This is a genomic window from uncultured Porticoccus sp. (assembly GCF_913061305.1).
Lineage (GTDB): Bacteria > Pseudomonadota > Gammaproteobacteria > Pseudomonadales > Porticoccaceae > Porticoccus.
In genome coordinates this window covers 154,093-177,550 of sequence record NZ_CAJXST010000006.1, presented here as the reverse complement: position 1 = coordinate 177,550, position 23,458 = coordinate 154,093, and the positions used below count along the sequence as shown (strand labels likewise).

Sequence of the window (23,458 nt, the reverse complement as noted above, 5' to 3'; positions counted from 1 at the left end):
GCCGAATTGTATTTGTGAGTTTGTGAACCCCCGGAGTATAAATTGAGCAAATAAAATCAGCAACTTAATGCTTTTGCTCTTATGATTTATTCGCTATAACTAAAATCGGGCTGGGTTGACAATAAAGGAGCCCTGTCTGTCGTTAAACGTGACGTGAGGGGCGTTAAGTGAGGATGCTATCGAACATAGCCACGGTGGCGGGCATTGCCGGGGTGGTCATCTGTCTGCTCGCTGGCGTTATTCGTCTGATGGGCGGTTACTACTTTGTGGGTTTTGAAATACTGACCCTGTTTAATATCGGTGTTGCAGCGATGGTTTTCAGTTGCCTGTTAAAGCTTGAGTATGTTGTGCATTCGCTCAAGCGGTGATTTTGCTGTGACGGGCAATGCTCTGAGAACACTTATTTTTCCTGCCTGAGCGCTTTTCTGAGCAGGTGCGGAATCAGTAGCCTCATGGGCATGCGAAGATAGTGTGACCTGATAAATAAAATAAAGCGGGCAAGCCCCAGTAAATGGGTTCTCTGGCCAATACAGCTTGGCATCATGGCTTTCAGTAACATCTTGTCCATGAGGTATCTGGAGAAACCAAAGGGTTCTGCTTGGGTGGCAATTTCTCTCGTCAGCGCCTCTGGAACGGGGGTTTTAAGTAACATTCTGGCGTAGCGCAGTCCGTAATAGAGCGAGCGTGACAGTTGGAGTGTCTCTGCCCGGGTGAGCAGGCCGGCCCAAGCGCGGCCATTCTCCAGGGAATATTCACGTAGTAACGCGTCCAGGTCGACAACATCGCGTAGTCCCTGTTCGAAGTCACCTTCATGGAAAAGATGGGTGGCGCTGTGCAGAATCATGTCCTGGAGAGATAGAACATACATTCCCGGATAATCTTTTACTTCAATCACCTGCTCCCATATTTTATTGATATCAGGTTTTGCTGCGGCAGTAGGTGGGAGAATGGTGTGGTGAACATCCAGGTCTGTTTGTCTTTTCAGGTGCTTCAGCGGCGGTAGCTCGTGCATCCAGGTACGATAATATTTCTGGTCATAGGGGTCTATTTTTGTGCAAAACCACCCGTGTTTAATAAGTGCCTTTTCAGCCTCTTTTAACTGTTCATCCCTGACCAGAATATCAATGTCGCCAAACAGGCGACCTTGAAATGCATCGCGCTCGCTCATGACATAAGCGGCACCCTTGAGCAGGGCAAAAGGGATGTCGGCCTCACTCAGCGCTGTATAAATTTGCAAGACCTCCCACTTTACCGAACGGAGGTTGCTCGATGACACCAGTTGGGCGCTGTACAAGTGGGGCTGAAGATGTTCAGGCACAAAAGACAGAAGATCGTATGTTTCGACGAGGTGCGTCATGCGGCTCAGTAAATTGCTGCGTCTTGCCTGACGAATAAGCATTTGCCATTCACCAGGTGAAAGTTTGGCGGCACTGTGTTGCGGATCACGAAGGAAACGAATCAGGCAGCTTTGCATGATTGACTCAGGCATCAATCAGATTCCCGAGAGTGGCATAGGCGTCATCCAGATTGTGATAGCTCAATCTGAAGCATTCGCACTGGTCGAGCATGGCCGTTAACGCACTAAAGGCGGTTGAGCCAAGTATGTGGTAATTGAAACTGTTTTCTGCCAGTTCGAGGAAGGTCCTGCCTTTGCTCAAAGGCAATAATTCAATACTCCCGTCCTTGCGGTATTTGGGGAAGACGATGGCAGCCGGCACAGCTGCTTCATCACTTCTTGCTACGCTGCTCATGGGTGCACGCATGTGGGCAACGCTGCCCTTGGCGGTATCATGCACTGGCTTACCCACAAAAATGTCATCATTTGCAAATGACCTGACGATATCAATGGACTCGTTTTTAAGGCTTATCGGCCGAGGAATGGGTGTGATTAAGCCGGTTTCAGTAGAAAGTAGTGCCATCTCATCGGACAGCAGCCGCCACCCCTGGCTTACAAGGCCCGCACACAGGGTGCTTTTCCCGCTACCTGGCGTCCCCGGAAAGATGACCGCCTTGCCATTTTTTTCCACAACGGCGGAGTGGATGACCAGATACTGATGTGCATTGTTGGCTACGCACCAGTTGAGTCCCCACTCGAACATAGCAAAAGATTGGGTCTGTGGCAGAGGCTTGAACGGCAGATAGCCATCAAAGGAGAAAATGGCCTGGGGACGAATCCAGCGCCTGATTATCGACGGAGATTGCAGTGCGATATGGAAATCGACCCGGTGGCTATCTTCCAGAGTATAGGCGCCGTATAGATCACTGAGATTTTCCGCAACCTTCGGCAGGGTTGATGACAGGTTGACCACGAAGGGACCAATTTTTAAATTGATGCCTTCTTCTGCGAGCTGTTGTTTGAGTTTTCGAGGCGGTATCGACGAGAGCAACAAAGGAGCTATTCCCCTGTCGCTGAAATTAAGTGCATGTCCTGAAGTTTCTGCAAGGTAGTGCAGAGATACTCATCTATTTCTGGTTCAGGCACATCATTCAGCTGCTCTTTGAGAAAGAGGCTCAGTTGATCGTACCGTGTTGGTGCTGCTGCAATAGTGATCAGAATCTTGGCGGCTGTTGCTTCCAGTAAATGGGTTTCCCCGGAAACCGGATTGTACATGACGCATTCCTCCTCCCATTGGCGATAGAGGCAGGACTGGCAGGAGGAAGAGAAAGTATCGGCACTATTCATAATGCCGATACTTTAAAACAAAAACTTACCAGGTTGAATCCAGAAATGATCCGATGTTCCCTGTATAGGGTTCCGGTATGGTTGATGGATCATTATAAAGTCCAACAAGCTGGCTGGGTGTGATGACATAGGTTATGCCGCTGTGCGAGGCATTCAGGAGCGCTGCTACAAAATGGCCTGCAAAGTTGCCTGTGCCACCGCCGGTATTTTCATTCAAAATGGTAGCCATCGGCAGGTGGCAGACACTGGCGAGTCCGGAGGGACAGCCCAAGCCATAATAGCCCAGGGCTTCGGAGAGTGTTGTCCCCTCTACGTAGCACTCAGGCTGGTTTTTACTGTTGTGGCCGCATTTCTTGGCTTTTTTTCCGCCACCCTTGGTGTAGGTCGCTTTCGGGTCATAAATGCCATACTGAAAAGGCGTGCTGTTCCAGTCTGGCTCACTGCCACCTACATTTTTCCAGCCGCCCGGGCTCCAGCCGGGGCTGCACTGACCTCTGTCCTGGTACAGGTGTCCGGACATCATGTTGGACAGGCAGGGGGCGCCCAGTGCAGAGGGGCTGGCGAGGGACATGAGAATCGGTGCCGCAGCCCCGATACGGGAAAAGTTGCGACGTGAAATATTTACTGAAGAATTGAGTTCAGCCCCCTTCTTGGTTACATGATTTTGCGAGTTGTTTTCCATTTCTCCAAACCTGTATCTGCTGGGTTGTACTTGATAGGCAATATGAATGCAATAAACGGGCCATTCTTGTGGGAGTCTTTATTTATCAGTGTGTTGCGGTCATCAGGGCGAGTTTGCTTTTTAAAAAAGTGGCCGACTATCCCGCAATGTAAAAAAAACTGACAACCGCGACAATTCAGAAAACCCGTTACTAGAGATAATAGTCGATGCAAGGCTTTCCGGTGTGACCTTTGAGGCGATTACAGCCGCCATATATCGATATTTTTCTCTTCAAACAAAGACCTGTCGAGCATCGATTTAACATCGATGATGGTGGCGTCTTCAGCCATGATGGCGCCAAGCTCAGCTGTAGAGAGTTTTTTGTAGTGCTGGTGGGCAACCGCCAGAACCACCGCATGCGCGTTTTTGATTTGATCCCAGGGGGTAAGTTCCACGCCGTACTCCTCAATGGCCTCGCTCCTCTCTGCCATGGGATCATGAACAATGATATTGCAGTGATATTCCCTGAGTTCTGCGATGATATCTGCAACTTTTGAGTTTCTGAGGTCGGGGCAATCTTCTTTGAATGTCAGTCCCAGGATAACTACATTGGCGCCACAGACAGGGTGACCTTTCTTGACCAGTTGTTTGACAGTTTGCTCGGCAATGTATTTGCCCATGCCATCGTTGGTTTGTCGGCCAGCCAGAATGACCTGGGGGTGGTGGCCCTCTGCTTCGGCTTTAAAGGTGAGGTAGTAGGGGTCGACGCCAATACAGTGTCCACCCACCAATCCGGGGCGAAACGGTAGAAAATTCCATTTTGTTCCCGCTGTCTCCAGAACATCCAGCGTGTCGATACCGAGTTTGTGGAATATAAGGGACAGTTCGTTCATCAGTGCAATATTAAGATCGCGCTGAGTATTCTCGATCACTTTTGCCGCTTCAGCTACCTTGATGCTGGCTGCCCGATAAACGCCGGCCGTAATGATCTGTTCATAGGTGTTGGCTACTTTTTCCAGGGTTTCGGGCGTGTCGCCAGAGACGACTTTGACGATGGTTTCCAGCCGATGAACTTTGTCACCGGGGTTGATCCGTTCTGGCGAGTAGCCAATGTGGAAGCCATTTTGGTTGCCCTCGCTGGTTGCTCCCGGTTTGCCAAGCCATGGCATACCGGAGACCGACTCCAATATGGGTACACAGGTTTCTTCGGTGCAGCCCGGGTATACGGTTGACTCATACACGACAGTTGTGCCTGGACTGAGGTGCTCTGCAATGGTTCTGGATGCCCCGTGAACAGCCCTCAAATCAGGTTTGTGAGCCTGGTCGATAGGGGTGGGAACGGCGACAATGATAACGTCGGCTTCCGCTAACCTGGCGGGATCGTTGGTGAGCTCCAGGAAAGTCGCTGCGGCCAGGTCCTCTGGCTCCACTTCTCCACTGGGGTCTTTCCCGGAAAGGTAGGCGGTCAGTTTTTTCTTGTCAAGATCAAAGCCAATGGTTGGCAACTTTTTGCCAAATGCAACGGCCAAAGGCAAACCTACATACCCTAATCCAACGACTGCTACTTTCTTCACAATATCTCCCGTGTCCCTATGAGACCGTTGACGAATTATTTTTAATCCGCTGTCTTTTTTAAAAACCAATCCAGTGTCGTCTGTAACCCCTGGTGGACATTATGAGAGGGCTGGTATCCGAGCAATGAATTGGCCTTTTCAATGTTTGCCCGTGAGTGTCGAACATCGCCAGGGCGCAACGCCCTGTGCCTGGCAGTCAAATTGTTGATGTTCGGATAATGGCTGCCGAGGAGCATTTTTATCGAAGAAAAAAGCTCGTTCAGGCTGGTTTGGTCGCCACAGGCAACATTGTAGATTTGATTGATGGCGGCCGGATTTTTGGTGGTTGCGGCCAACAGGTTAGCCTGGACGGCATTATCGATAAAACAAAAATCCCGTGACGTTTCCCCGTCACCGTTGATGAAGCAGTCTTCCCCGGCCAGTAGTTGCCCGAACCACTTTGGTATGACAGCGGCGTACGCACCATTTGGATCCTGCCTTGGACCAAAAACATTAAAGTAGCGGAGGCCTATGTTTTCCATGCCATAAGTCCGGGCGAAGACATCCGCATACAGCTCATTCACGTACTTGGTGACTGCATAGGGTGAAAGTGGACGGCCAATTTCATCCTCTACCTTGGGGAGCCCGGGGTGGTCGCCATAGGTGGATGACGAGGCTGCGTATACAAAGCGCTTGACCTTGGTATCCCTTGCTGCCACCAGCATATTCAGAAAGCCATCTATATTTGAGCTATTGGTTGTAACAGGGTCTTCAATAGATCTTGGCACACTTCCCAGAGCTGCCTGATGAAGAACGATATCGATACCCTGGCATGCATTTATGCAGTCGTTCAAGTTCCGGATATCGTAGGCGTGAAAGGTGAATCTATCCCAGTTTTTGCCGCTTTCGGCTTGCACGTCGTCCAGGTTGGATTGATGTCCGGTAGAAAAATTATCAATACCGACAACCCGTTGCTCCAGTTCAAGCAAGGTTCTGAGAAGGTTGGACCCGATAAACCCTGCAACACCAGTAATTAGCCAGGTTTTCGGCTCTGATCTTAGTGATTGCTGTAGATCGCTGTACGCTGTCACCGATATTATCCTTGATTCTTGGGTAGCTAATCCATATGTTGCGATTGTCTCGTCCACCACAAAGCGGTAGATGGAAGGGCAGTAACTGATAGCAGCCAGCTGGGCTTTTTGGTTGAATCGCCACCGGGTAAAACCACTGCTTTGAATACCTCGGCAGCATACCCGACTAAATTTAAGGTGCTGAGTATAGTGTTAAAGGCAGTTCTGATCCAGAATCCGCTAGTGTGCAAAATCTGTTACTGAACGGAGGCGTTTTATGATCGACGGAGTCTTGGCGTTGGGCCTGCAGGTTCTCGCATGAATGTGGGTGTGCCCAGCTATCTGTTCGCTTTTTTCGCCTATTTGGTGCTGGCAATCCTGATCAGCGTTTCATGGCGTGGACGGCCGCAGGGGGCCCTGATCATTTTCGCCGCCGTCTGTTCGACCGTCTGGGCTGGCGCCATTGCCGCAGGGGAGTTCGGTGCCCGGGTTTCTTTTGAGATGATACAGCTGGCCGAGTTATCGAGAAACCTGTCCTGGTGTCTCTTCCTGTTGGATGTTCTCTGTAAAAAAGATGGTGAAAGTCCCCGCGGAGCCTTGATCTTCCGGCTTTCGCTGGGCTGTTCTGCAGTACTTCTACTGTTGGGGATCCTCTTTACAACGCCTCTTGCTTCCGACTATCTGTCCGTATCAGAAACACTGTTTCGGGAAATTGTGCTGGTGCTGTGGGTGGTACTTTCCCTCACGGGCCTGATTCTGATTGAGCAAATTTTTCGCAACTCTGGCGCCACCCAGCGGTGGTCGACAAAATTCTTGTGCCTTGGTATCGGCAGTTTTTTTGTCTATGACTTTTTCATGTACTCAGATGCCCTTCTTTTTAAACGCATCAGTCTTGATTTATGGGAGGCCCGAGGCCTTGTAAACGGGATGGCTGCCCCCCTTATTGTCATTGCCATCGCCCGAAATCCGAAATTTGAACTGAACATCCATGTGTCCAGGCATGTGGTTTTTCATACCGCAACGATCATGGGGGCAGGTGTTTATCTGCTGCTGATGGCCACTGCCGGTTACTTCATCCGTTATTATGGCGGTACCTGGGGTAGTGTACTGCAAATTGTATTTTTCTTCGGTGCGGCAGTCCTGCTGGTTACCCTGATGTTTTCCGACAAGATTCGCGCTCAGGTAAGGGTCTTGCTGAGCAAGCACTTTTTTTCCTACAAGCACGATTACCGGGAAGAATGGCTTAAATTTACCCAGACGCTTTCAGGCAGTGAGGACAGTGTGCCGGAGCGGGTGATTCAATCCATTGCGAAGCTGACGGAAAGTCCGGGCGGTATTCTTTGGGAAAAAAATGATGCGGGACATTTTAGTGTTCTGGCTCGCTGGCATATGCCGGAACCTGATTGTGCGGATGCCAAATCGTTAGATTCCTTGACGTTGTTTATGACGCGAACCCACTGGGTTATCGATATTGATGAATATAATGAAGATCCCGAAAAATATGCGGGTTTGGTCATGCCGGAGTGGCTGCTGAAGATTCGCAATATCTGGCTGTTGGTCCCCTTGATACTTCGGGATGAGTGCCTGGGGTTTGTGCTGGTCAGGCGATCGGATTTGTATCAGACGATTAACTGGGAAGATCGGGATCTGTTGAAAATGGCGGGTCAACACGCAGCCAGCCATTTGGCGCAATATCGGGCAGATCAGGCACTGATTCGTTCGCGGCAGTTCGAGGCGTTTAACCGGTTGTCTGCCTATATTGTTCATGATCTGAAAAATATCCTGGCCCAGCAATCGCTGATTATCACCAATGCAGAAAAGCATAAACACAAGCCTGAGTTTATTGACGATGTTCTTGCCACTGTCAAAAATTCCGTTAATAGAATGACCCGGCTTATGGAGCAGATGAGAAGTGGTGTCCGGGGGGATTTGGCGGAGGATATTGAGCTTGGCAGTTTACTGACAAGGCTGGTCAGGGCCGCCTCTGCCAGGGAGCCTAAACCTGTACTTGAATCGGTGGCCAGTGATGCGGTAGTGCGCGCGGATCGTGAGCAGCTGTCTACGGTCTTTGGTCATATCATTCAAAATGCCCAGGACGCCACCCCGGCAACAGCAAGAGTTGCTGTCAGCGTAGAGAGGCAGGGCCAGACTGTTCATGTCATTATTGAGGACGCGGGTACGGGAATGGACCGAGCCTTTATCCGCGACCGTCTTTTCAGCCCATTTGATTCCACTAAAGGTTTGACCGGCATGGGTGTGGGTGCATTTGAAAGTCGAGAGTATATCCGCTCTATCGGTGGGGATATTCTGGTTACCAGTGAGCCGGGGGTGGGTTCTCAATTTACTATTATCTTGCCGTGTAGTCCGATTGATGGTGGCGAAGCAAGTACCGAAAATGAAGGAAGTCCGTCGTGAAAGAAACCAACAGACCATTACTTGTGGTTGAAGACGATACAGGGCTGCAAAGTCAGCTGCGCTGGTGTTTTGATGACTACGATGTGGTGATCACCGGTGATCGTGAGAGCGCCATAGCTCAGTTGCGCCGCCATCGACCATGGGTGGTATTGCTTGACCTGGGGTTGCCGCCGGACCCCGGTGGCGTAACAGAAGGGCTTGCCACACTGAGTGAGATCCTGGTGATTTCGCCGCAAACAAAGGTCATCGTGGTGACGGGTGACAACGACAGGTCAAATGCGGTTAAGGCAATTGGCCTTGGAGCCTACGATTTTTATCAAAAGCCGGTGGATCCGGATATTCTCACGCTGATTGTCGATCGGGCTTACCGCGTCTATGAGCTGGAATCTGAAAACCGCCGACTTCAGGAGCAGGGTCTGGAGTCCCCTTTGCGAGGGGTTGTTACTGCCAGCCCGGAAATGCTGAAAGTCTGTCGCACGGTTGAGAAAGTGGCGCCCTCCGATATCACGACCTTGCTGCTGGGTGCCAGTGGCACTGGCAAAGAGGTTATTGCCCGGGCATTGCACGAACTGAGTAGCCGGGCAGAGCAGAAAATGGTGGCAATCAACTGCGCTGCGATACCGGACAATCTGTTGGAGAGCGAACTGTTTGGCCATGAGAAAGGTGCCTTCACGGGTGCGGTTAAACAGACACAGGGGAAAATAGAATATGCCGATGGGGGAACCCTGTTTCTCGATGAAATTGGTGATTTGCCGCTGGAGTTGCAGTCCAAATTGTTGCGTTTTCTTCAGGAAAGGGTCATTGAAAGAGTGGGGGGCAGGACGGAAATCCCCATCGATGTGAGGATTATTTGTGCCACGCATCAGGACCTGGCCAAGTATATAGAGGAAGGGAAGTTTCGCGAGGATCTTTATTACAGGGTGAGCGAAATTACTATCCAGATACCGCTGCTGAAAGATCGCGAAGGCGATGCCTTGCTGCTGGCGAAGGCGTTTTTGGCACGTTTCAGCAAGGAATCAGGCAAATCGCTACGCGGGTTTGACAAGCAGGCAGCTCAGGCGATCGAGTCTTACGATTGGCCTGGCAATGTCCGTGAGCTGGAGAGTCGAATCAAACGGGCCATTATCATGGCAGAGGGGACCCATATAACCCTGGAGGACCTCGAGCTGTCGCCAGCGGGCGAAGAGGCCGCACCCTTTAACCTGAGAGAAATCAGGGAGAAAGCTGAAAAGGGTGCTATTCAGAGGGCGTTGTTGAATGCCGGGGATAATGTCTCGGAAGCAGCCAAAATGTTGGGAGTGACCAGACCAACGCTCTATAACTTTCTCGAAAAGTACAATATTCGTTCGTGAACAGTTGGCGGGTTTGACTTACCGGCCCTTGCCAAAAAGGACAACTTCTACGGTTCTGATGAGAATATTGAGGTCGAGCAGGAAGCTGCGGTGCTTGACGTAGTAGAGGTCGTACTTCAGCTTTTCCATGGCGTCCTCGTCTGTTGCCCCGTATGGGTACTTGAGCTGAGCCCAGCCAGTTAATCCCGGTTTAACATTGTGCCTTTCGTTGTAGTAGGGGATGCTGCGAATCAGCCCCTGAACAAACTCTGGCCTTTCCGGCCGGGGGCCGACAAAGCCCATTTCTCCGCACAGCACATTGTAGATTTGTGGTAATTCATCAATTCGGCATTTTCGAATAAAGTTGCCTATGCGGGTTATTCTGGTGTCATTGACCTTGGCCCAGACTGCCCCGTTGCTCTCGGCATCCGTGCGCATACTTCGAAATTTGATGATTTTGAAGACCTTGCCGTCGAGTCCTACTCTCTCCTGGCGATAAAAAATGGGTGCCTTGATGCCATCTTCAATTTTAATCACCAGGGCAGTGATGAGCATGATCGGCCAGGTGACCAGTAAGAGTAGAACGGCGATTGATGCATTGAAGAGCCAATCTACCGAATTTCTCAGGTAATGGATGGAGGCGAAACCATTGGAGTAAATGATCCAGCTGGGATAGATAAGGTTGACTGCAATCTGTCCCGTTTCCCGTTCGATAAAATCCAGAATATCAATAACATTAACACCGCGAATTTTGCAGGCAAACAGCTCTTCAACGGGCAAATTGGCTCTTCTTTCATCGCTGGCAACAACAATTTCATCAATATTGTGCTCTATGACAAATGACAGGAGTGCACCTTTTTCGAGATTGATTCGTCGCTCGCGTTGAATGCCATCGGGCAAGTCGCCCTCCATCACCACAAATCCCGTGAGGGTAAAGCCGTGGCGGTCAACAGCACGCCGCATCCGTCTCTCGACGATTGATGCACGTTCTCCGGAGCCAAGTATCAGTACGTTAATTTTGTTAAAGCCAAGTAAGTCGAAACGGTTGAGGGTGTGCCTGATAAGACTGGTTAAAATGAGCCCTATGCCCGCTGCAGTGAGCACCACCTCCGCGGTGAAGGGTTTGGTGTCGATAAGCATAAAAAGAATCGCAAACTCGGCAGAGCCGAGTGCGACGGCGAGTACCAGCCGGCGAAATACGTTGCGATAATTTTCTCGCATTCTGGGGTTGTACAGCCCCAGGGAAAGGGATGTGAGCAAAATGAAAAGAGCAAAAACCAGGGAGTAGGCGGCGACTATATTTGTTTCGAGGTCGCTTTGTTGGGACCAGCCAAAGAATTTGTTGGCAAAGATAGCAAGAAATACTGAGCCGAAATATACCGAGAGCTCGATAATTACGAGCACCTTATAACCTGAGGACAAGTCGCGAAAATTCGTCTTTTTCATTGCCGGTAATAAACCCCTTCCATAAGGTAGTTTGGCTGCTGATTGAACAGCCAGTTGTTTTTGGTGGATACCTGTTGGGCGGGCCTGTATCAATATCTGCAGCCGGGAGTGCTAGGGGCTGCCACCCGCCAAAGGCAGGAAATTTTGTGCTGAAAACTTGCAGTATATGGCTAACATTAGTTGGTAAGCCCTTATAATACAAATAGTTAGCTTTAAGTTTTTATTGCGGAGCAGGACCCAGCCCTTTGCCGGAGAATGGTACCAGTTAATTGGGGCTATGGCAGAGTATATTTTGCAGGTCAAACCGCACAACCAGCCGTTCGTCTAAATGATTCGTCCATAAAACAGAACTTCTGCTTAAATCCCACCACGGGCTGAGGCGTGTGGCCTGAAGGCCGCTGCTAGTCATCGGTTTTATGTGCATGCTACACTCAGCCGGGATTTATATTTGAAGCACTCAAGGGAGGAGCTGAATCGTGTCTGGTCTTATTTCTTACGTATCAAGAACTTCATCTGTGATTGGTCTCAGCCTGGCTCTAGTGGCTCTTTCCGGTTGCTCGTCATCAACCCACACCGAGGTGCCCGATGACCTGCGAGCAATGCCGGCCGACTATACCTATGTGATTGGTCCCGGGGACAGTATGGAGGTTTTCGTCTGGGGTAACGAAGAGCTGACAATCAACGGTGTCAAAGTGCGTCCCGATGGGAAAATCAGCACCCGGTTGGTTGAAAATATTGAAGCAAGCGGCAAGACACCCTCGGAGCTCGCCCGGGACATTGAGGAAGCATACTCTGAATATGTTAAGAGTGCTGTTGTCAGTGTCATCGTGGACGACTTTGTCGGCGTTCCATCACAGCAGGTCAGGGTGGTTGGTGAAGCGGCAGAGCCGACAAGTATTCCCTTCAGAAAGCATATGACATTGCTCGATTTGATGGTGGAAGTTGGTGGCCTGACGGAATTTGCCGCTGGCAACAAGGCCGTGTTGATCAGAAACTTTGGCGGTGATCAAAGCACCTACAAGCTTCGTTTGGATGATTTGCTCAACGATGGGGATATATCGACAAATCTCGCCCTCTTTCCCGGAGATATAGTGATTATCCCTGAGGCTTGGTTCTAAGTCGTTGCCACGACGTAACCTGAAAACTTAAGGAAAATCGGCTATGCAAGAAATGTTGGCGATGCTATTCAGCTATCTGTCAGGCCTTTGGCGTTTCAGATGGGCGGCATTGGTTATTGCCTGGCTGGTTGGGGTCGTTGGGTGGCTTTCGGTATCACAGGTGCCCGATCAGTATATGGCTACGGCAAGGATTCATGTCGATACCAACTCCATCTTGCGCCCACTGTTGAGAGGGCTGGTTATACAGCCGAATATTGATCAACGAGTAGAGTTGATGAGTAAAACATTACTCAGTCGACCAAATTTGGAAAAGTTGCTAAGAATGACGGATATGGACCTCCGTGCCCAGACAGAGAGAGAGAAGGAAAAGCTTTTTACCAATATTCGTAGAGCGGTATCGTTATCTGGCGACCGGCGCAATTCCTCTCTCTATTCGGTGTCTTTCTATCATGAGGATCGCGAGCTCGCCCGAAAAGTGGTGCAGGCGCTAATCACTGTGTTCATAGAGAGTTCCGTCAATGGAAAGCAGGGTGACTCTGATTCAGCTCAAACCTTCCTGGATAAGCAAATAGCCGAGTATGAAAAACGTCTGGTAGAGGCCGAATCTGCGCTGGCTGATTTCAAGCAAAGGCATGCGGGTAATCTGCCGGGTGAGGGTGGCGGCTATTATCAGCGTCTGGTGGCGAGCCAGCAACAATTGAGTGAGGCGCGTTTGCAGCGCAGTGAGATGCAAAACCGGCGCGATGAGTTAAAACGTCAATTAGCCGGGGAGCAACCGGTATTTCTGGCCAGCGGTGCCAGTGAGCAGGGCTCATCCATTGATGGCCGCATCAGCTCACTGAAAGCCAGGCTGGATGAACTGCTATCCAAATATACTGATCGCCACCCCGAAGTGGTACAGATCAATAATCTTCTTGAAAGCCTTGAGCAGGAGCGCGAGTCTGAGCTGGCGAAGTTGGCAACCGGAGAGATATCTGATTTGTCAGGCATGAACGCCAGCCCTGTTTACCAGCAAATGCGTTCAATGCTGGCGGAGGCGGAAGCCAAAGTTGCGGAGCTGAACGTTCGTGTGGCTGAGTACCAGCGCCGTGTTGATAAGCTCAACAGCATGGTGGGCCAAATACCTTTGGTTGAGGCCGAGCTGGTTCAGCTGACCCGCGACTATCAGGTGCTCTCCCAGCAGCACACCGGCCTTCTGGAGCGCAGGGAATCCGCCCGGATATCTGAGGATGTCGAGCAGCAGGCAAATGATCTGGTGTTTAAGGTAATTGATCCACCATTTGTGCCCTCAAGACCTAACAAGCCCAATAAAATACTACTTAATACCGGTGTTTTAGTGGCTTCCCTGGGCGTAGGTGCGGGGTTGGCGTTACTTCTGTCATTACTCAGGCCTGTCATATCTGACCGGCGCAGGTTGACAATGGTTACCGGGCTGCCCGTGTTGGGCTGCGTGATGCACATTCCTACGCCCGCACAGCAGCGAATGGCGAAGATGAACAAAATACTGTTTGTTGTATTACTGCTGTCACTGGTTGCCGTCTACGCCGGGGTCACTTTTCTTGAAGAGCTGGCATTGAGATGAGGTTGGCGATATCTGTTCCATGCAAGCGCTCACTCGGTGAGCGATGCAAATTATTTAGTCATCATCCGGAAACCCTATGAGCACAATTGAAAAAGCAGTTGAAAAGCTGGGGAAGAAGAGTCAGAAAAACGATTCGGCAGCTCCCACATCAAGCTCACCTGAAGTGGGGGTTGACCTCGCGTCAGCGCCGGACAGTTGGGGGGGGGCTGATACAGCTGTTGAGCCCTCAGCAACACAGTCTGCAAATAAAAGTATTGTCCTGCCTATCAAGGAGTTGGAAGCAAAGGGTTTTGTCTCTCCGTACAAACCGAGGAGTTATATTGCAGAAGAGTATCGGGCGATCAAGCGGCCGTTATTGCAAAATATAGACACCAATATGGCCCAGGGTACGGACCACGCCAACCTGATTATGGTGACCAGTTCTTTTGAGGGAGAAGGAAAAACATTTTCAGCCATTAATCTGATGCTGAGTATCTCCATAGAGAAAGATAAGACAGTTTTGTTCGTCGACGCAGACATGGCAAAGGCCTCTGCAGGAAGCTTGTTAGGGATTCCCGATGATACGCCAGGGCTTATTGATGTTCTGGAAGATGAAGATATCGGTATCGAAGACGTATTGCTAAACACCAACCTGCCCAACGTACGCATTATTCCGGTGGGGATTGCCCATGAGCGATCTACAGAGCTGCTTGCCAGTGAACGGATGAAGCAACTGATGGCCGAACTGTCAGCGCGTTATCCGGATCGGGTTATTATTTTTGATTCCCCGCCGTTCCTTCAGACGAGTGAAGCAGCTGTACTGGCCGACTGTATGGGGCAAATCGTATTTGTGGTTGAAGCTGAAAAAGTCTCACCGGACGTTGTGAAGCAAGCGGTTAGCCGGATCAGTGACGATAAAATTATCGGGATGCTGCTTAACAAAGCCATCAGATATCCCTGGGACAATTATACCCACGGCTATGGTTATGGTTATGGGCACAGTTATGGGGCAGGTCGAACAAGGATAGGTGGCGGCCAGAATGAATAAAAGTGTGTGGGTTTCCCTTTGTAAAATCAGCCGCCCGGCCTCTATTGCCATGGCCATGATATTGGCAATGCCGTATTCGGTGGATGCCGGCGAATGGAAAAGCAAGGCGAGCATTACTTTTGGTGAAATCTACACGGACAATGTCGAGCTGGACGATGATAATAAGGAGAGCAAGTTTATCAGCGTGGTGCGACCCACCATCGAACTTGAAGGTAAGGGAAGACGCGCTGAAATGTCCTTGGTTGGTGCTTTTGAGTTTAACAACGTGGGTGGTGGTGCAGACTCATTTAATCCGAGAGTACGTGGCGATGCTGCTGTTGAGTTGCTCGAGGATTTCTTTTTTATTGAAGGCGATATCTATTCCAATCAGACGCTTATCGACCCTTTCGCCGCTTCTGGCAGCACTCAGCTCAACCGATCCGATAACGTTACAACCACCTACGATTACAGCGTAAGCCCCTATCTCGTACATCGCTTTGCGCGGTTTGCCGATCTTCAGGTGCGTTATACCTATGATGATCAGATCAACAAGGGCGATGAGCTTTCAGACAGTGTCCGAAGAATGTCCGCGGTGACGCTTAATAGCGGTCCGGATTTTGGCCCCCTGAGTTGGACCCTGCGTGCCGACCACCAGAAAACGGAATTTGATGGCGATGGCTTCATGAGTCAGGACGGGGATAATGAGCGCTCTACAGCCAGTGTCAGGCTGGGCTATGCCCTTGATCGAAAGTGGCAGGTAAACGGTACTTTGGGTCAGGAGTGGAATAACTTTCAGACTTTCGATGATGACAATACTGATGGTGACTTCTGGGATGTGGGCCTGGTCTGGACCCCCAACAGACGAACAACATTTGACTTCGGTTATGGAAAACATTTTTTTGGTACCACGCCCCGCTTCAAGTTTACCCACACCACTCGTCGGACGTCTCTTACCGTCAACTACAGTCGCAGTATCACCGATACCCGATCGGAAAGGCGTGCTGCCAGCCTGTTCCCGGGAGAAGACCCCTTTGGAGACCTGATTGATCCAATTACCGGTGAACCACTCTTTCTGACAGATAACCTCACTTTCCGGGATCAGGGAATTTTTGTTAATGAGTTGTTTGATGCTTCGTTAACCCTGAAAGGCAAGCGCAGTGATCTGACCTTCTTTGTTCGGGAGTCAAAACAGCTCCGAGAGGACATCGACAGTGACGCAAAATTTACTTCCACGGGTATTCGGTTTAATCGAAAACTGTCTTCAAAAATCAGTGTTACCTCAAGATTGAGTCTGGATGAGAGAGAAAACCAGACCAGTTCAGAGTCGGAGATCACCAGATTTTATCTGAGTCTTGATCGTCAGCTGGGCCCCAAGACCACTGTAACGCTTGGCTACAGTTTTTCTGACAGGGATGCAGAGGGTTTTGGGCGCGACTATAAAGAAAACCGGTTAAACCTTGGCCTGACAATAGATTTTTAGGATATTTCATATGGTCAGGAAGTCACAGCCTCCACAGATTCTCTGTGTTGTAGGTGCAAGACCAAACTTCATGAAAATAGCACCGATTATGCGAGCGCTAAATCAGCCGCAATCGGGTCTTTCTGGCAAGCTGGTTCATACCGGGCAACACTACGATGCCACCATGAAGACAACCTTCTTCGAGCAGTTGCATATCCCCCAGCCCGATATTGATCTCGAGGTGGGGTCCGGCACCCATGCCACACAAACGGCAGACATCATGAAACGTTTTGAGCCGGTCCTCGATGATGAACGGCCCCATGCAGTATTGGTGGTGGGCGATGTGAATTCCACTATCGCCTGTGCGCTGGTAGCCGTGAAAAAGGGTATTCCGGTGATTCATGTGGAAGCAGGGCTGCGCAGTGGGGATCGCACCATGCCCGAGGAAATCAACCGGGTATTGACGGACCAGATTTCGGAGTTGCTGTTTACCACGGAAAAATCGGCCGCTGACAACCTGCTGCGCGAGGGTGTTGACCCGAATCGCATCCATTTTGCCGGAAATGTGATGATTGACACGCTGCGTTATAACCTGGCACAAGCGATACCGGCAATGGCGACCACTTCCGGGCTGAAAAAAAATGGCGCAAGGGTAGATATCTCCAACGGTTATGGCCTGGTGACATTGCACCGTCCGGCCAATGTTGATCACCCCGAGGTGCTGCAGAGCCTGCTCAGTGTGTTGGCAGACATCAGCCGGGATATCCCGCTGGTCTTTCCCGTCCACCCCCGGACTCGACAGCGCATCATCGATGCCGGGCTGGAGCCAATGATTGCCTCCTCGGCACTACACATGACCGGTCCGTTAGGCTACCTTGAGATGCTGGGTATGATGAAAGACGCCTGCCTGGTGCTCACCGATTCTGGAGGAATTCAGGAGGAAACGACAGCGCTGGGGGTTCCCTGTGTCACCCTTCGTGAAAATACCGAGAGGCCCATTACAGTGGAGCAGGGGACCAATACCATTGTCGGTACCGATCCTCAGGCAATCCATGCCTGTGTCGCAGATATTCTCAGTACCGGTGGAAAATCAGGCTGTATCCCCGAGCTTTGGGATGGTCAGGCGGCAGAGCGAATCGTGGAATCAATTGCTCTCTGGTCCAACGGGAGCCGGTAGTGAATCACACAAGCCCTATCCGCAATGCCATGTCGGTCGATGTGGAGGACTATTATCACGTCTCTGCCTTCGAGGGTTGTATCAATAAACAACAATGGGATGAGATGCCCTGCCGCATAGAGGCCAATATGGAGCGAATCCTGGCCCTGTTTGAGCGAAAGAGCATCAAGGCAACTTTCTTCACTCTGGGTTGTGTGGCCGAGCGTTACCCCGCTATGGTCAGGGAGATTGTCGACCAGGGGCACGAACTTGCCAGCCACGGCTGGGAACATATTCGGGTGACCCACCAAAATCAGCAAACCTTTACCCAGGACATTACTCGAACACGTCAGCTGCTTGAAGATATCTCGGGCCAGCCCGTGGTCGGCTACCGTGCCGCCAGCTATTCCATCTGCAAGGAAAACCTCTGGGCACTGGATTGTCTCGCCGACGCAGGCTACCTGTACAGCTCTAGCATTGTGCCTATCAGGCATGATCATTACGGCATACCGGGCGCCCCCCGGTTTGCTTTTCCGGCAGCCAATAACAGGTTGTTGGAGATTCCTGTTACCACTATTCCTGTCGCAGGGCGCAACATCAACTGTGGTGGCGGCGGCTGGTTTCGTTTATTTCCCTACAGTTTCACCCGGTGGGCGATCAGTCGTGTTAACCGGAAAGAGCACCAACCCTGTATTTTCTACTTCCACCCCTGGGAAATTGACCCTGAGCAGCCGCGCGTGCCAAACGCCAGCAGTAAAGCCAGATTCCGGCACTATTTGAATTTGCATAAAGTTCATCATCGACTGGAGCAGCTTGCCGATGACTTCCTGTGGGGGCGAGTTGATGAGGTGTTTCTGGAAGGCTTCCAACAAAAACAAACCAGCAATGATCAGTGGGGTTTGCATGGCGCTTGCGATTCATCAGCTGTCTGACGCAGATTTATCCCAATGGGACGAATATGTTTTAAAAACGCCAGCGGCAACATTCTTTCACAGGGCCGGCTGGAAAACGGTTCTGCAGCGAGCCTTCGGCCACCAGCCCTATTTTCTCTATGCCGAGCGCGAGGGAGAAATAGTCGGCATATTGCCGCTGGCACACAATAAAAGCCTGCTGTTTGGCAACAATCTGGTATCCACACCATTTTGCGTCTATGGCGGTATCGTCGCCGACACCGATGAAATTGCCGCAGCACTGAGAACGGCTGCCTGCGATCTCGCGCAGACACTTCATGTGGATGCGCTGGAATTGCGGAACCAGCACCGTTCGGCCGAAAACTGGCCGACAAAGAGTATTTATGCGACCTTTCGCCGCTCTATTGATCGGGATCCCGAGGTCAACATGCAGGCGATTCCCAGCAAGCAGCGGACCATGATTCGCAAGGGAATCAAGAATGGTCTGGTGAGTGAGCCGGGACAGGACTGGGAACGAATTTATCGAATTTACGCGGAAAGTGTCAGAAATCTCGGCACGCCGGTTTTCTCCAAAAACTATTTTTCGCTTCTTCGGGATGTGTTTGGTGATACCGTCGACACCCTGATGATTACCCATGAAGGGCGAGATGTAGCGGGCGTAGTGAGCTTTTACTTCAGAGATGAAGTGCTGCCCTACTATGGGGGCAGTATTGCCGAGGCGAGGGAAATCAAGGGCGTCAACGATTTTATGTATTGGGAATTGATGCGTCGTTCAGCTGAGCAGGGTATTCAGGTGTTTGATTTTGGCCGCAGCAAAGAGGGCACGGGCCCTTACCGCTTCAAGCAGCACTGGGGGTTTACCCCCGAGCCGCTGCACTATGAATATTACCTGGTCGGGGCGGACAGCGTTCCGGATATAAACCCCCTCAACCCAAAGTATCAGTACTTCATCAGGGTATGGAAAAAACTGCCATTGCCTCTGGCCAATACCGTTGGGCCACTACTGGCAAAAAACCTGGGTTAGGAATTTGTCTAGCATGAAGCCAGCATTGTTATTTCTGTCTCACCGGATCCCTTTCCCCCCCAACAAAGGCGACAAAATTCGCTCCTTTCACTTGCTCAAATATTTGAGCGAGCATTATCGTGTTTACCTTGGTGCTTTTATCGATGATGCAGAAGACTGGCAATATCGGGAGCAGGTTCGGAAATATTGTGAGGATTGTTGCTTCGTCAGGCTGAATCAGCGCAGGGCCCGGCTGAAAAGTCTGTTCGGGCTGATAACCGGTGAACCGTTGACCCTGCCTTATTTTTTCAGTGCCGCGCTGGCCCGCTGGACTCGCAGTGTAACCACTGAACAGGGTATTCAGCGAGCCGTCATTTACTCCGCCGCCATGGCGCAATATGTTTCCGGCACAGAGCTGCCCATTGAGCGGAAGCTGATTGATTTCGTGGACATTGATTCCGATAAGTGGCGACAGTATTCGGCGAGAAAGCGCTGGCCAATGAGCTGGATTTATCGCCGGGAGGCAAAGCGGCTACTGGCTTATGAGCGTCGCGTGGTGGCTGAGTTTGATGCCAGCCTGTTTGTGTCCTCCGCCGAAGCGACCATGTTCCAGACGCTCGCTCCCGAAGTGGCCAGTAAAACCGGCTTTTACAATAATGGCGTGGATGTGGATTACTTCTCGCCGGACACCGATCTGGTGACGCCATACAGTCCCCTGGACAAAGTCCTGGTCTTCACCGGTGCGATGGATTACTGGCCCAACGAGGATGCAGTCTGCTGGTTTGCCGAGCAAGTGTTCCCGAGTCTCAAAAAAGTTGATAGCAGCCTGAAGTTTTATATTGTCGGCAGCAATCCTACCGAAACCGTTCAGTCTCTGGAGAAAATCTCCGGGGTTTGTGTCACCGGTCGGGTGTTGGATGTCCGCCCCTATCTGAAATTTGCCGCGGCTGCAGTCGCGCCGATGAGAGTTGCCAGGGGAATACAGAACAAGGTGCTGGAAGCCATGGCCATGGCCAAGCCGGTCATTGTCACCCCGCAGGCATTGGAGGGCATCGCAGCTGAACATGGTCAGCATGTATTGGTAGCTGACGATGAAGCGGCCTTGGGAGCATTGGTCGAGCAGGTATTGGCCGGTCAGTTTTCCTCAATCGGCAAGACGGCCCGTGAAAAAGTCACCCGTGATTTCAGCTGGGAAGACAATCTGCCCAACGTCACCAGTTGGCTGGAAAATGGCAGAGGTTTGGTGAGTGGGGGGTACGGGCCATGAAGTCTGAACCGTCATTGGCCAATGCCCTGCAATTGACGCCCACAGCCAGAGAGCAACTGCTTGTCCCCGTTTTTTTTATTGGTCTGCTGGCAGCATTGTTTGGTCTTTTTTACGAAACCACATGGACGATGGTGTCCACCTGGTACCGGGCTGAAACCTATACCCACGGTTTTCTGATCCTGCCTATTGTCGCCTGGCTGATCTGGCGGCGCAGAACTGTTCTGCAGAACCTGCGGCCCACTCCCCAATTTTTGGCGCTGATCCCCCTGGCTGCCGCCGGATTTCTCTGGATGCTGGGTAATCTGGTGGATGTTCAGGTTGTTCAGCAGTTCGCGCTGATCACCATGGTTGTCGCCGCGTTTCTGACGGTTATGGGGTCAGATATCTCCAAAGCACTGATTTTCCCGCTGGCGTTTCTATTTTTTGCAGTCCCCATGGGGGAGGAGCTGGTTCCTCCGTTAATGGAATACACCGCAACGGTAACCGTTGCTTTGGTAAAACTTAGCGGGATTCCCGTTTATCGCGAGGGCATGTTTATCGCACTGCCCTCCGGAAACTGGTCAGTCGTGGAGGCCTGCAGCGGCATTCGCTATCTGATTGCATCGGTGACCCTGGGATGCCTGTTTGCCTATATCAACTACTCAAGCATGAAAAAAAGACTGGCGTTTATCCTGGTGGCGACCATTGTGCCGATCATTGCCAACGGGCTGCGCGCCTACATGATTGTCATGATTGGCCATCTCAGCGGCATGGAGCTGGCGGTCGGTGTTGACCACCTGATTTATGGCTGGGTTTTCTTCGGGCTTGTTATGCTGATTTTATTTGTGATTGGCGCAAAATGGAGCGATCCCGATCAGCTACCCTCGCACTCCGGCAGCACGCCTGAAGCCAACTCTAACGAACGATCACTTTTGCCGGGCTCGGCTGTTGTTCTGGCGGTTTTCGCCGCATTGGCGGTGGCCGTTATCTGGCCCGCTTGGGTCTTTGCGTTGAATCAGGGGGGGCAGACCAGGCCGGCTGCCGCCGAATTTGCGCCAGAGCGCCTCGGTGAGTTTACCCTGAGTACTGATATGTTCTGGGACTGGTATCCCCAGCACCGGGGCAACGATAGTCATATAAAGCAGTTTTACGTGTATCAGAATCAGAATGACGCTGACGGGCAGCCCGCTGTCATGCTCGACATTTCCCAGTATCTGCGACAGGAGCGGGGTGCGGAACTGATCAGTGGTCAGAACCGTCTGTTTAATCGCGATGTTCGCGACTGGCGAGTGTTTTCCATGGGTGGAGAATCCGTGGACCTCAATGGTGAAAAAACCGGGGTTTTATCCGCGGTGGTGAAAGGACCCGGTCAAAATCTGCTGGTTTGGCGGTGGTATCGCATTGGCGACCAATACACGGCCAATGACTATGTGGCCAAGTTTTATGAATTGAGCGCCCGGTTGCTGGAAAACAGGCGGGATGGCGCCATCATCACCCTGGCGGCACCGATAGACTTCCCGGGTGAGACCGCGGAGGTTGCCGCCGCCGCAGACATACTGCAAAGGTTCATTGATCCGATGTTGCCGGAACTGGAAAAATCACTCGACCAGGAATTTTCCGGGGCAAAAAAACCGTGAAAACCACTCCCCTTGTGGCGCATATTATTTATGCTCTGGGCACCGGCGGTCTGGAAAACGGCCTGATCAACATCATTAACCGGACACCGCCAGACCGTTACCGGCATGTGATTATTTGTCTGACAAATGCAGATGATTTTGCCAACCGGATTACTTTACCGGGTGTACAGGTTATCCAGCTGCATAAACCCGCTGGTCAGAATTTCCGTGTTTTTTGGGATTTATGGAAAACTCTGCGGGCCCTGCGGCCCGACGTTGTTCATACCCGCAATTTGGCCAGTCTGGAAATGCAGTTAGTCACGCTGTTGATACCCGGTATCAAACGTGTGCACGGTGAGCACGGGCGGGATATTCACGATCTAGATGGCACCAATAAAAAATATAATCTGTTGCGCAAAGCAATGCAGCCTTTTGTGCATCGCTATATCGCGGTTAGCCGGGACCTGCTGCAATGGTTGAAGCATACGGTAGCTATTCCAGAGAAAAAGTTGCGGCAGATCTACAATGGTGTCGATGCAGAAAAGTTCTCACCCCGACAGGACGATGCGCAGCTGGGTGATCTGGCCCCTCCGGGATTGTTGCCAGAGAACGCCGTTGTGGTCGGTACTGTCGGGCGGCTCGCCGAGGTAAAAAACCAGCAGCTGCTTATTGAGGCGGTTGGCTATCTGTTTACAAAGAGGCCGATACTGCGGGGAACACTGCGGTTGGTTCTGGTGGGTGACGGCCCGCTCAAACTGCAACTGGTTGACCGGGTAAAACAGCTTGGGCTTTCCGATGTGGTGTGGTTTTCCGGTGACAGGAATGATGTCCCGGCATTAATGCAGCTGATGGATATCTTCATCCTGCCATCCCTCGCAGAGGGTATTTCCAATACCCTGTTGGAGGCGATGGCTTCCGGCTTGCCGGTCATTGCCACCAGTGTGGGGGGCAATGTGGAGCTGATAGAAGAGGGCGTTAACGGCAGGTTGGTACCGGTAAATAATGTAGTGGCCATGGCCGACGCTGTGGCTGAGCTGGTAGACGATCCCGCCCTCCGGCAGTTCATGGGTAAAAAGGGGCTGGCTCTGGTGAGAACAACGTTCAACTGGGAGAAGACAGTGGCGGATTACCTGGCTGTGTACGACACCCTGCTGGGTGTGGATAGTGCGCCATTGAATAGCAACAGAACTCAGGGCAATTAA

General features: G+C 51.3%; 20 protein-coding genes. 13 read left to right on the top strand and 7 right to left on the bottom strand.

Features of this window, described 5'->3' with window-relative positions; translation table 11 throughout:
- The first annotated feature begins 173 nt into the window (after positions 1 to 173).
- Positions 174 to 368: a hypothetical protein gene (locus QZ516_RS09175; RefSeq protein WP_297188692.1), complete on the top strand. Its 195-nt coding sequence runs from the start codon at positions 174 to 176 to the stop codon at positions 366 to 368.
- Positions 369 to 400: 32 nt separating this feature from the next.
- Here QZ516_RS09175 and QZ516_RS09170 read toward each other — a convergent pair whose 3' ends face one another.
- From QZ516_RS09170 to QZ516_RS09145, 6 genes are all read right to left on the bottom strand, one after another.
- A complete protein-coding gene (locus tag QZ516_RS09170; protein WP_297188691.1) occupies positions 401 to 1,489 on the bottom strand; it encodes a nucleotidyltransferase family protein in 1,089 nt (362 codons plus the stop codon).
- The gene (locus QZ516_RS09165) at positions 1,482 to 2,390 is read right to left on the bottom strand and encodes an HprK-related kinase A (protein ID WP_297188689.1); all 909 of its coding nucleotides are present in this window, start codon (positions 2,388 to 2,390) and stop codon (positions 1,482 to 1,484) included. The genes QZ516_RS09170 and QZ516_RS09165 overlap by 8 nt, the downstream gene beginning before the upstream one ends.
- Positions 2,391 to 2,395: 5 nt before the next feature.
- Positions 2,396 to 2,683 (bottom strand): HPr-rel-A system PqqD family peptide chaperone, encoded by a 288-nt coding sequence (locus tag QZ516_RS09160; RefSeq protein WP_297188687.1) that lies wholly within the window; start codon positions 2,681 to 2,683, stop codon positions 2,396 to 2,398.
- Between the two features lie 25 nt (positions 2,684 to 2,708).
- Complete coding sequence (locus QZ516_RS09155) at positions 2,709 to 3,365, bottom strand: hypothetical protein (RefSeq protein ID WP_297188685.1); 657 nt, start codon at positions 3,363 to 3,365, stop codon at positions 2,709 to 2,711.
- 239 nt (positions 3,366 to 3,604) lie between these two features.
- The gene (locus QZ516_RS09150; RefSeq protein WP_297188683.1) at positions 3,605 to 4,918 is read right to left on the bottom strand and encodes a nucleotide sugar dehydrogenase; all 1,314 of its coding nucleotides are present in this window, start codon (positions 4,916 to 4,918) and stop codon (positions 3,605 to 3,607) included.
- 41 nt (positions 4,919 to 4,959) lie between these two features.
- Positions 4,960 to 6,048 carry an SDR family oxidoreductase gene (locus QZ516_RS09145; RefSeq protein ID WP_297188681.1) on the bottom strand — a complete coding sequence of 363 codons (1,089 nt, stop codon included), beginning with the start codon at positions 6,046 to 6,048 and terminating at the stop codon, positions 4,960 to 4,962.
- 237 nt (positions 6,049 to 6,285) lie between these two features.
- Here QZ516_RS09145 and prsK point away from each other — a divergent pair, with 237 nt between their 5' ends.
- Together prsK and prsR are read left to right on the top strand one after the other, a co-directional pair.
- Entirely contained in the window at positions 6,286 to 8,382 is a 2,097-nt protein-coding gene (gene prsK / locus QZ516_RS09140; RefSeq protein ID WP_297188679.1) for an XrtA/PEP-CTERM system histidine kinase PrsK, read from the top strand.
- Entirely contained in the window at positions 8,379 to 9,734 is a 1,356-nt protein-coding gene (prsR, locus tag QZ516_RS09135) for a PEP-CTERM-box response regulator transcription factor (protein WP_297188677.1), read from the top strand. Before prsK ends, prsR begins: the two co-directional genes overlap by 4 nt.
- An 18-nt stretch (positions 9,735 to 9,752) precedes the next feature.
- Here prsR and QZ516_RS09130 read toward each other — a convergent pair whose 3' ends face one another.
- A complete protein-coding gene (locus tag QZ516_RS09130) occupies positions 9,753 to 11,159 on the bottom strand; it encodes a TIGR03013 family XrtA/PEP-CTERM system glycosyltransferase (protein ID WP_297188676.1) in 1,407 nt (468 codons plus the stop codon).
- A 476-nt stretch (positions 11,160 to 11,635) separates the two neighbouring features.
- On the opposite strand from QZ516_RS09130, the gene QZ516_RS09125 reads away from it, so the two are divergent.
- From QZ516_RS09125 to QZ516_RS09080, 10 genes are all read left to right on the top strand, one after another.
- Positions 11,636 to 12,277 carry an XrtA/PEP-CTERM system exopolysaccharide export protein gene (locus QZ516_RS09125; RefSeq protein ID WP_297188674.1) on the top strand — a complete coding sequence of 214 codons (642 nt, stop codon included), beginning with the start codon at positions 11,636 to 11,638 and terminating at the stop codon, positions 12,275 to 12,277.
- Between the two features lie 43 nt (positions 12,278 to 12,320).
- Positions 12,321 to 13,859, top strand: a complete 1,539-nt coding sequence (locus QZ516_RS09120) for an XrtA system polysaccharide chain length determinant (protein WP_297188672.1) — start codon at positions 12,321 to 12,323, stop codon at positions 13,857 to 13,859.
- Between the two features lie 76 nt (positions 13,860 to 13,935).
- Positions 13,936 to 14,886, top strand: a complete 951-nt coding sequence (locus QZ516_RS09115; protein ID WP_297188670.1) for an XrtA-associated tyrosine autokinase — start codon at positions 13,936 to 13,938, stop codon at positions 14,884 to 14,886.
- Positions 14,879 to 16,345 (top strand): TIGR03016 family PEP-CTERM system-associated outer membrane protein, encoded by a 1,467-nt coding sequence (locus tag QZ516_RS09110; RefSeq protein ID WP_297188668.1) that lies wholly within the window; start codon positions 14,879 to 14,881, stop codon positions 16,343 to 16,345. Before QZ516_RS09115 ends, QZ516_RS09110 begins: the two co-directional genes overlap by 8 nt.
- Before the next feature lie 10 nt (positions 16,346 to 16,355).
- The gene (gene wecB / locus QZ516_RS09105; protein WP_297188666.1) at positions 16,356 to 17,501 is read left to right on the top strand and encodes a UDP-N-acetylglucosamine 2-epimerase (non-hydrolyzing); all 1,146 of its coding nucleotides are present in this window, start codon (positions 16,356 to 16,358) and stop codon (positions 17,499 to 17,501) included.
- The gene (locus QZ516_RS09100) at positions 17,501 to 18,412 is read left to right on the top strand and encodes an XrtA system polysaccharide deacetylase (protein ID WP_297188664.1); all 912 of its coding nucleotides are present in this window, start codon (positions 17,501 to 17,503) and stop codon (positions 18,410 to 18,412) included. The genes wecB and QZ516_RS09100 overlap by 1 nt, the downstream gene beginning before the upstream one ends.
- On the top strand, positions 18,384 to 19,415 hold the full coding sequence (locus QZ516_RS09095; protein WP_297188662.1) for a FemAB family XrtA/PEP-CTERM system-associated protein: 1,032 nt from the start codon (positions 18,384 to 18,386) through the stop codon (positions 19,413 to 19,415). The genes QZ516_RS09100 and QZ516_RS09095 overlap by 29 nt, the downstream gene beginning before the upstream one ends.
- A gap of 13 nt (positions 19,416 to 19,428) precedes the next feature.
- Positions 19,429 to 20,661: a TIGR03087 family PEP-CTERM/XrtA system glycosyltransferase gene (locus QZ516_RS09090; RefSeq protein WP_297188660.1), complete on the top strand. Its 1,233-nt coding sequence runs from the start codon at positions 19,429 to 19,431 to the stop codon at positions 20,659 to 20,661.
- Positions 20,658 to 22,277, top strand: coding sequence for an exosortase A (gene xrtA, locus QZ516_RS09085; protein WP_297188657.1), 1,620 nt, complete (start codon positions 20,658 to 20,660; stop codon positions 22,275 to 22,277). The genes QZ516_RS09090 and xrtA overlap by 4 nt, the downstream gene beginning before the upstream one ends.
- Positions 22,274 to 23,458: a TIGR03088 family PEP-CTERM/XrtA system glycosyltransferase gene (locus QZ516_RS09080; protein WP_297188656.1), complete on the top strand. Its 1,185-nt coding sequence runs from the start codon at positions 22,274 to 22,276 to the stop codon at positions 23,456 to 23,458. Before xrtA ends, QZ516_RS09080 begins: the two co-directional genes overlap by 4 nt.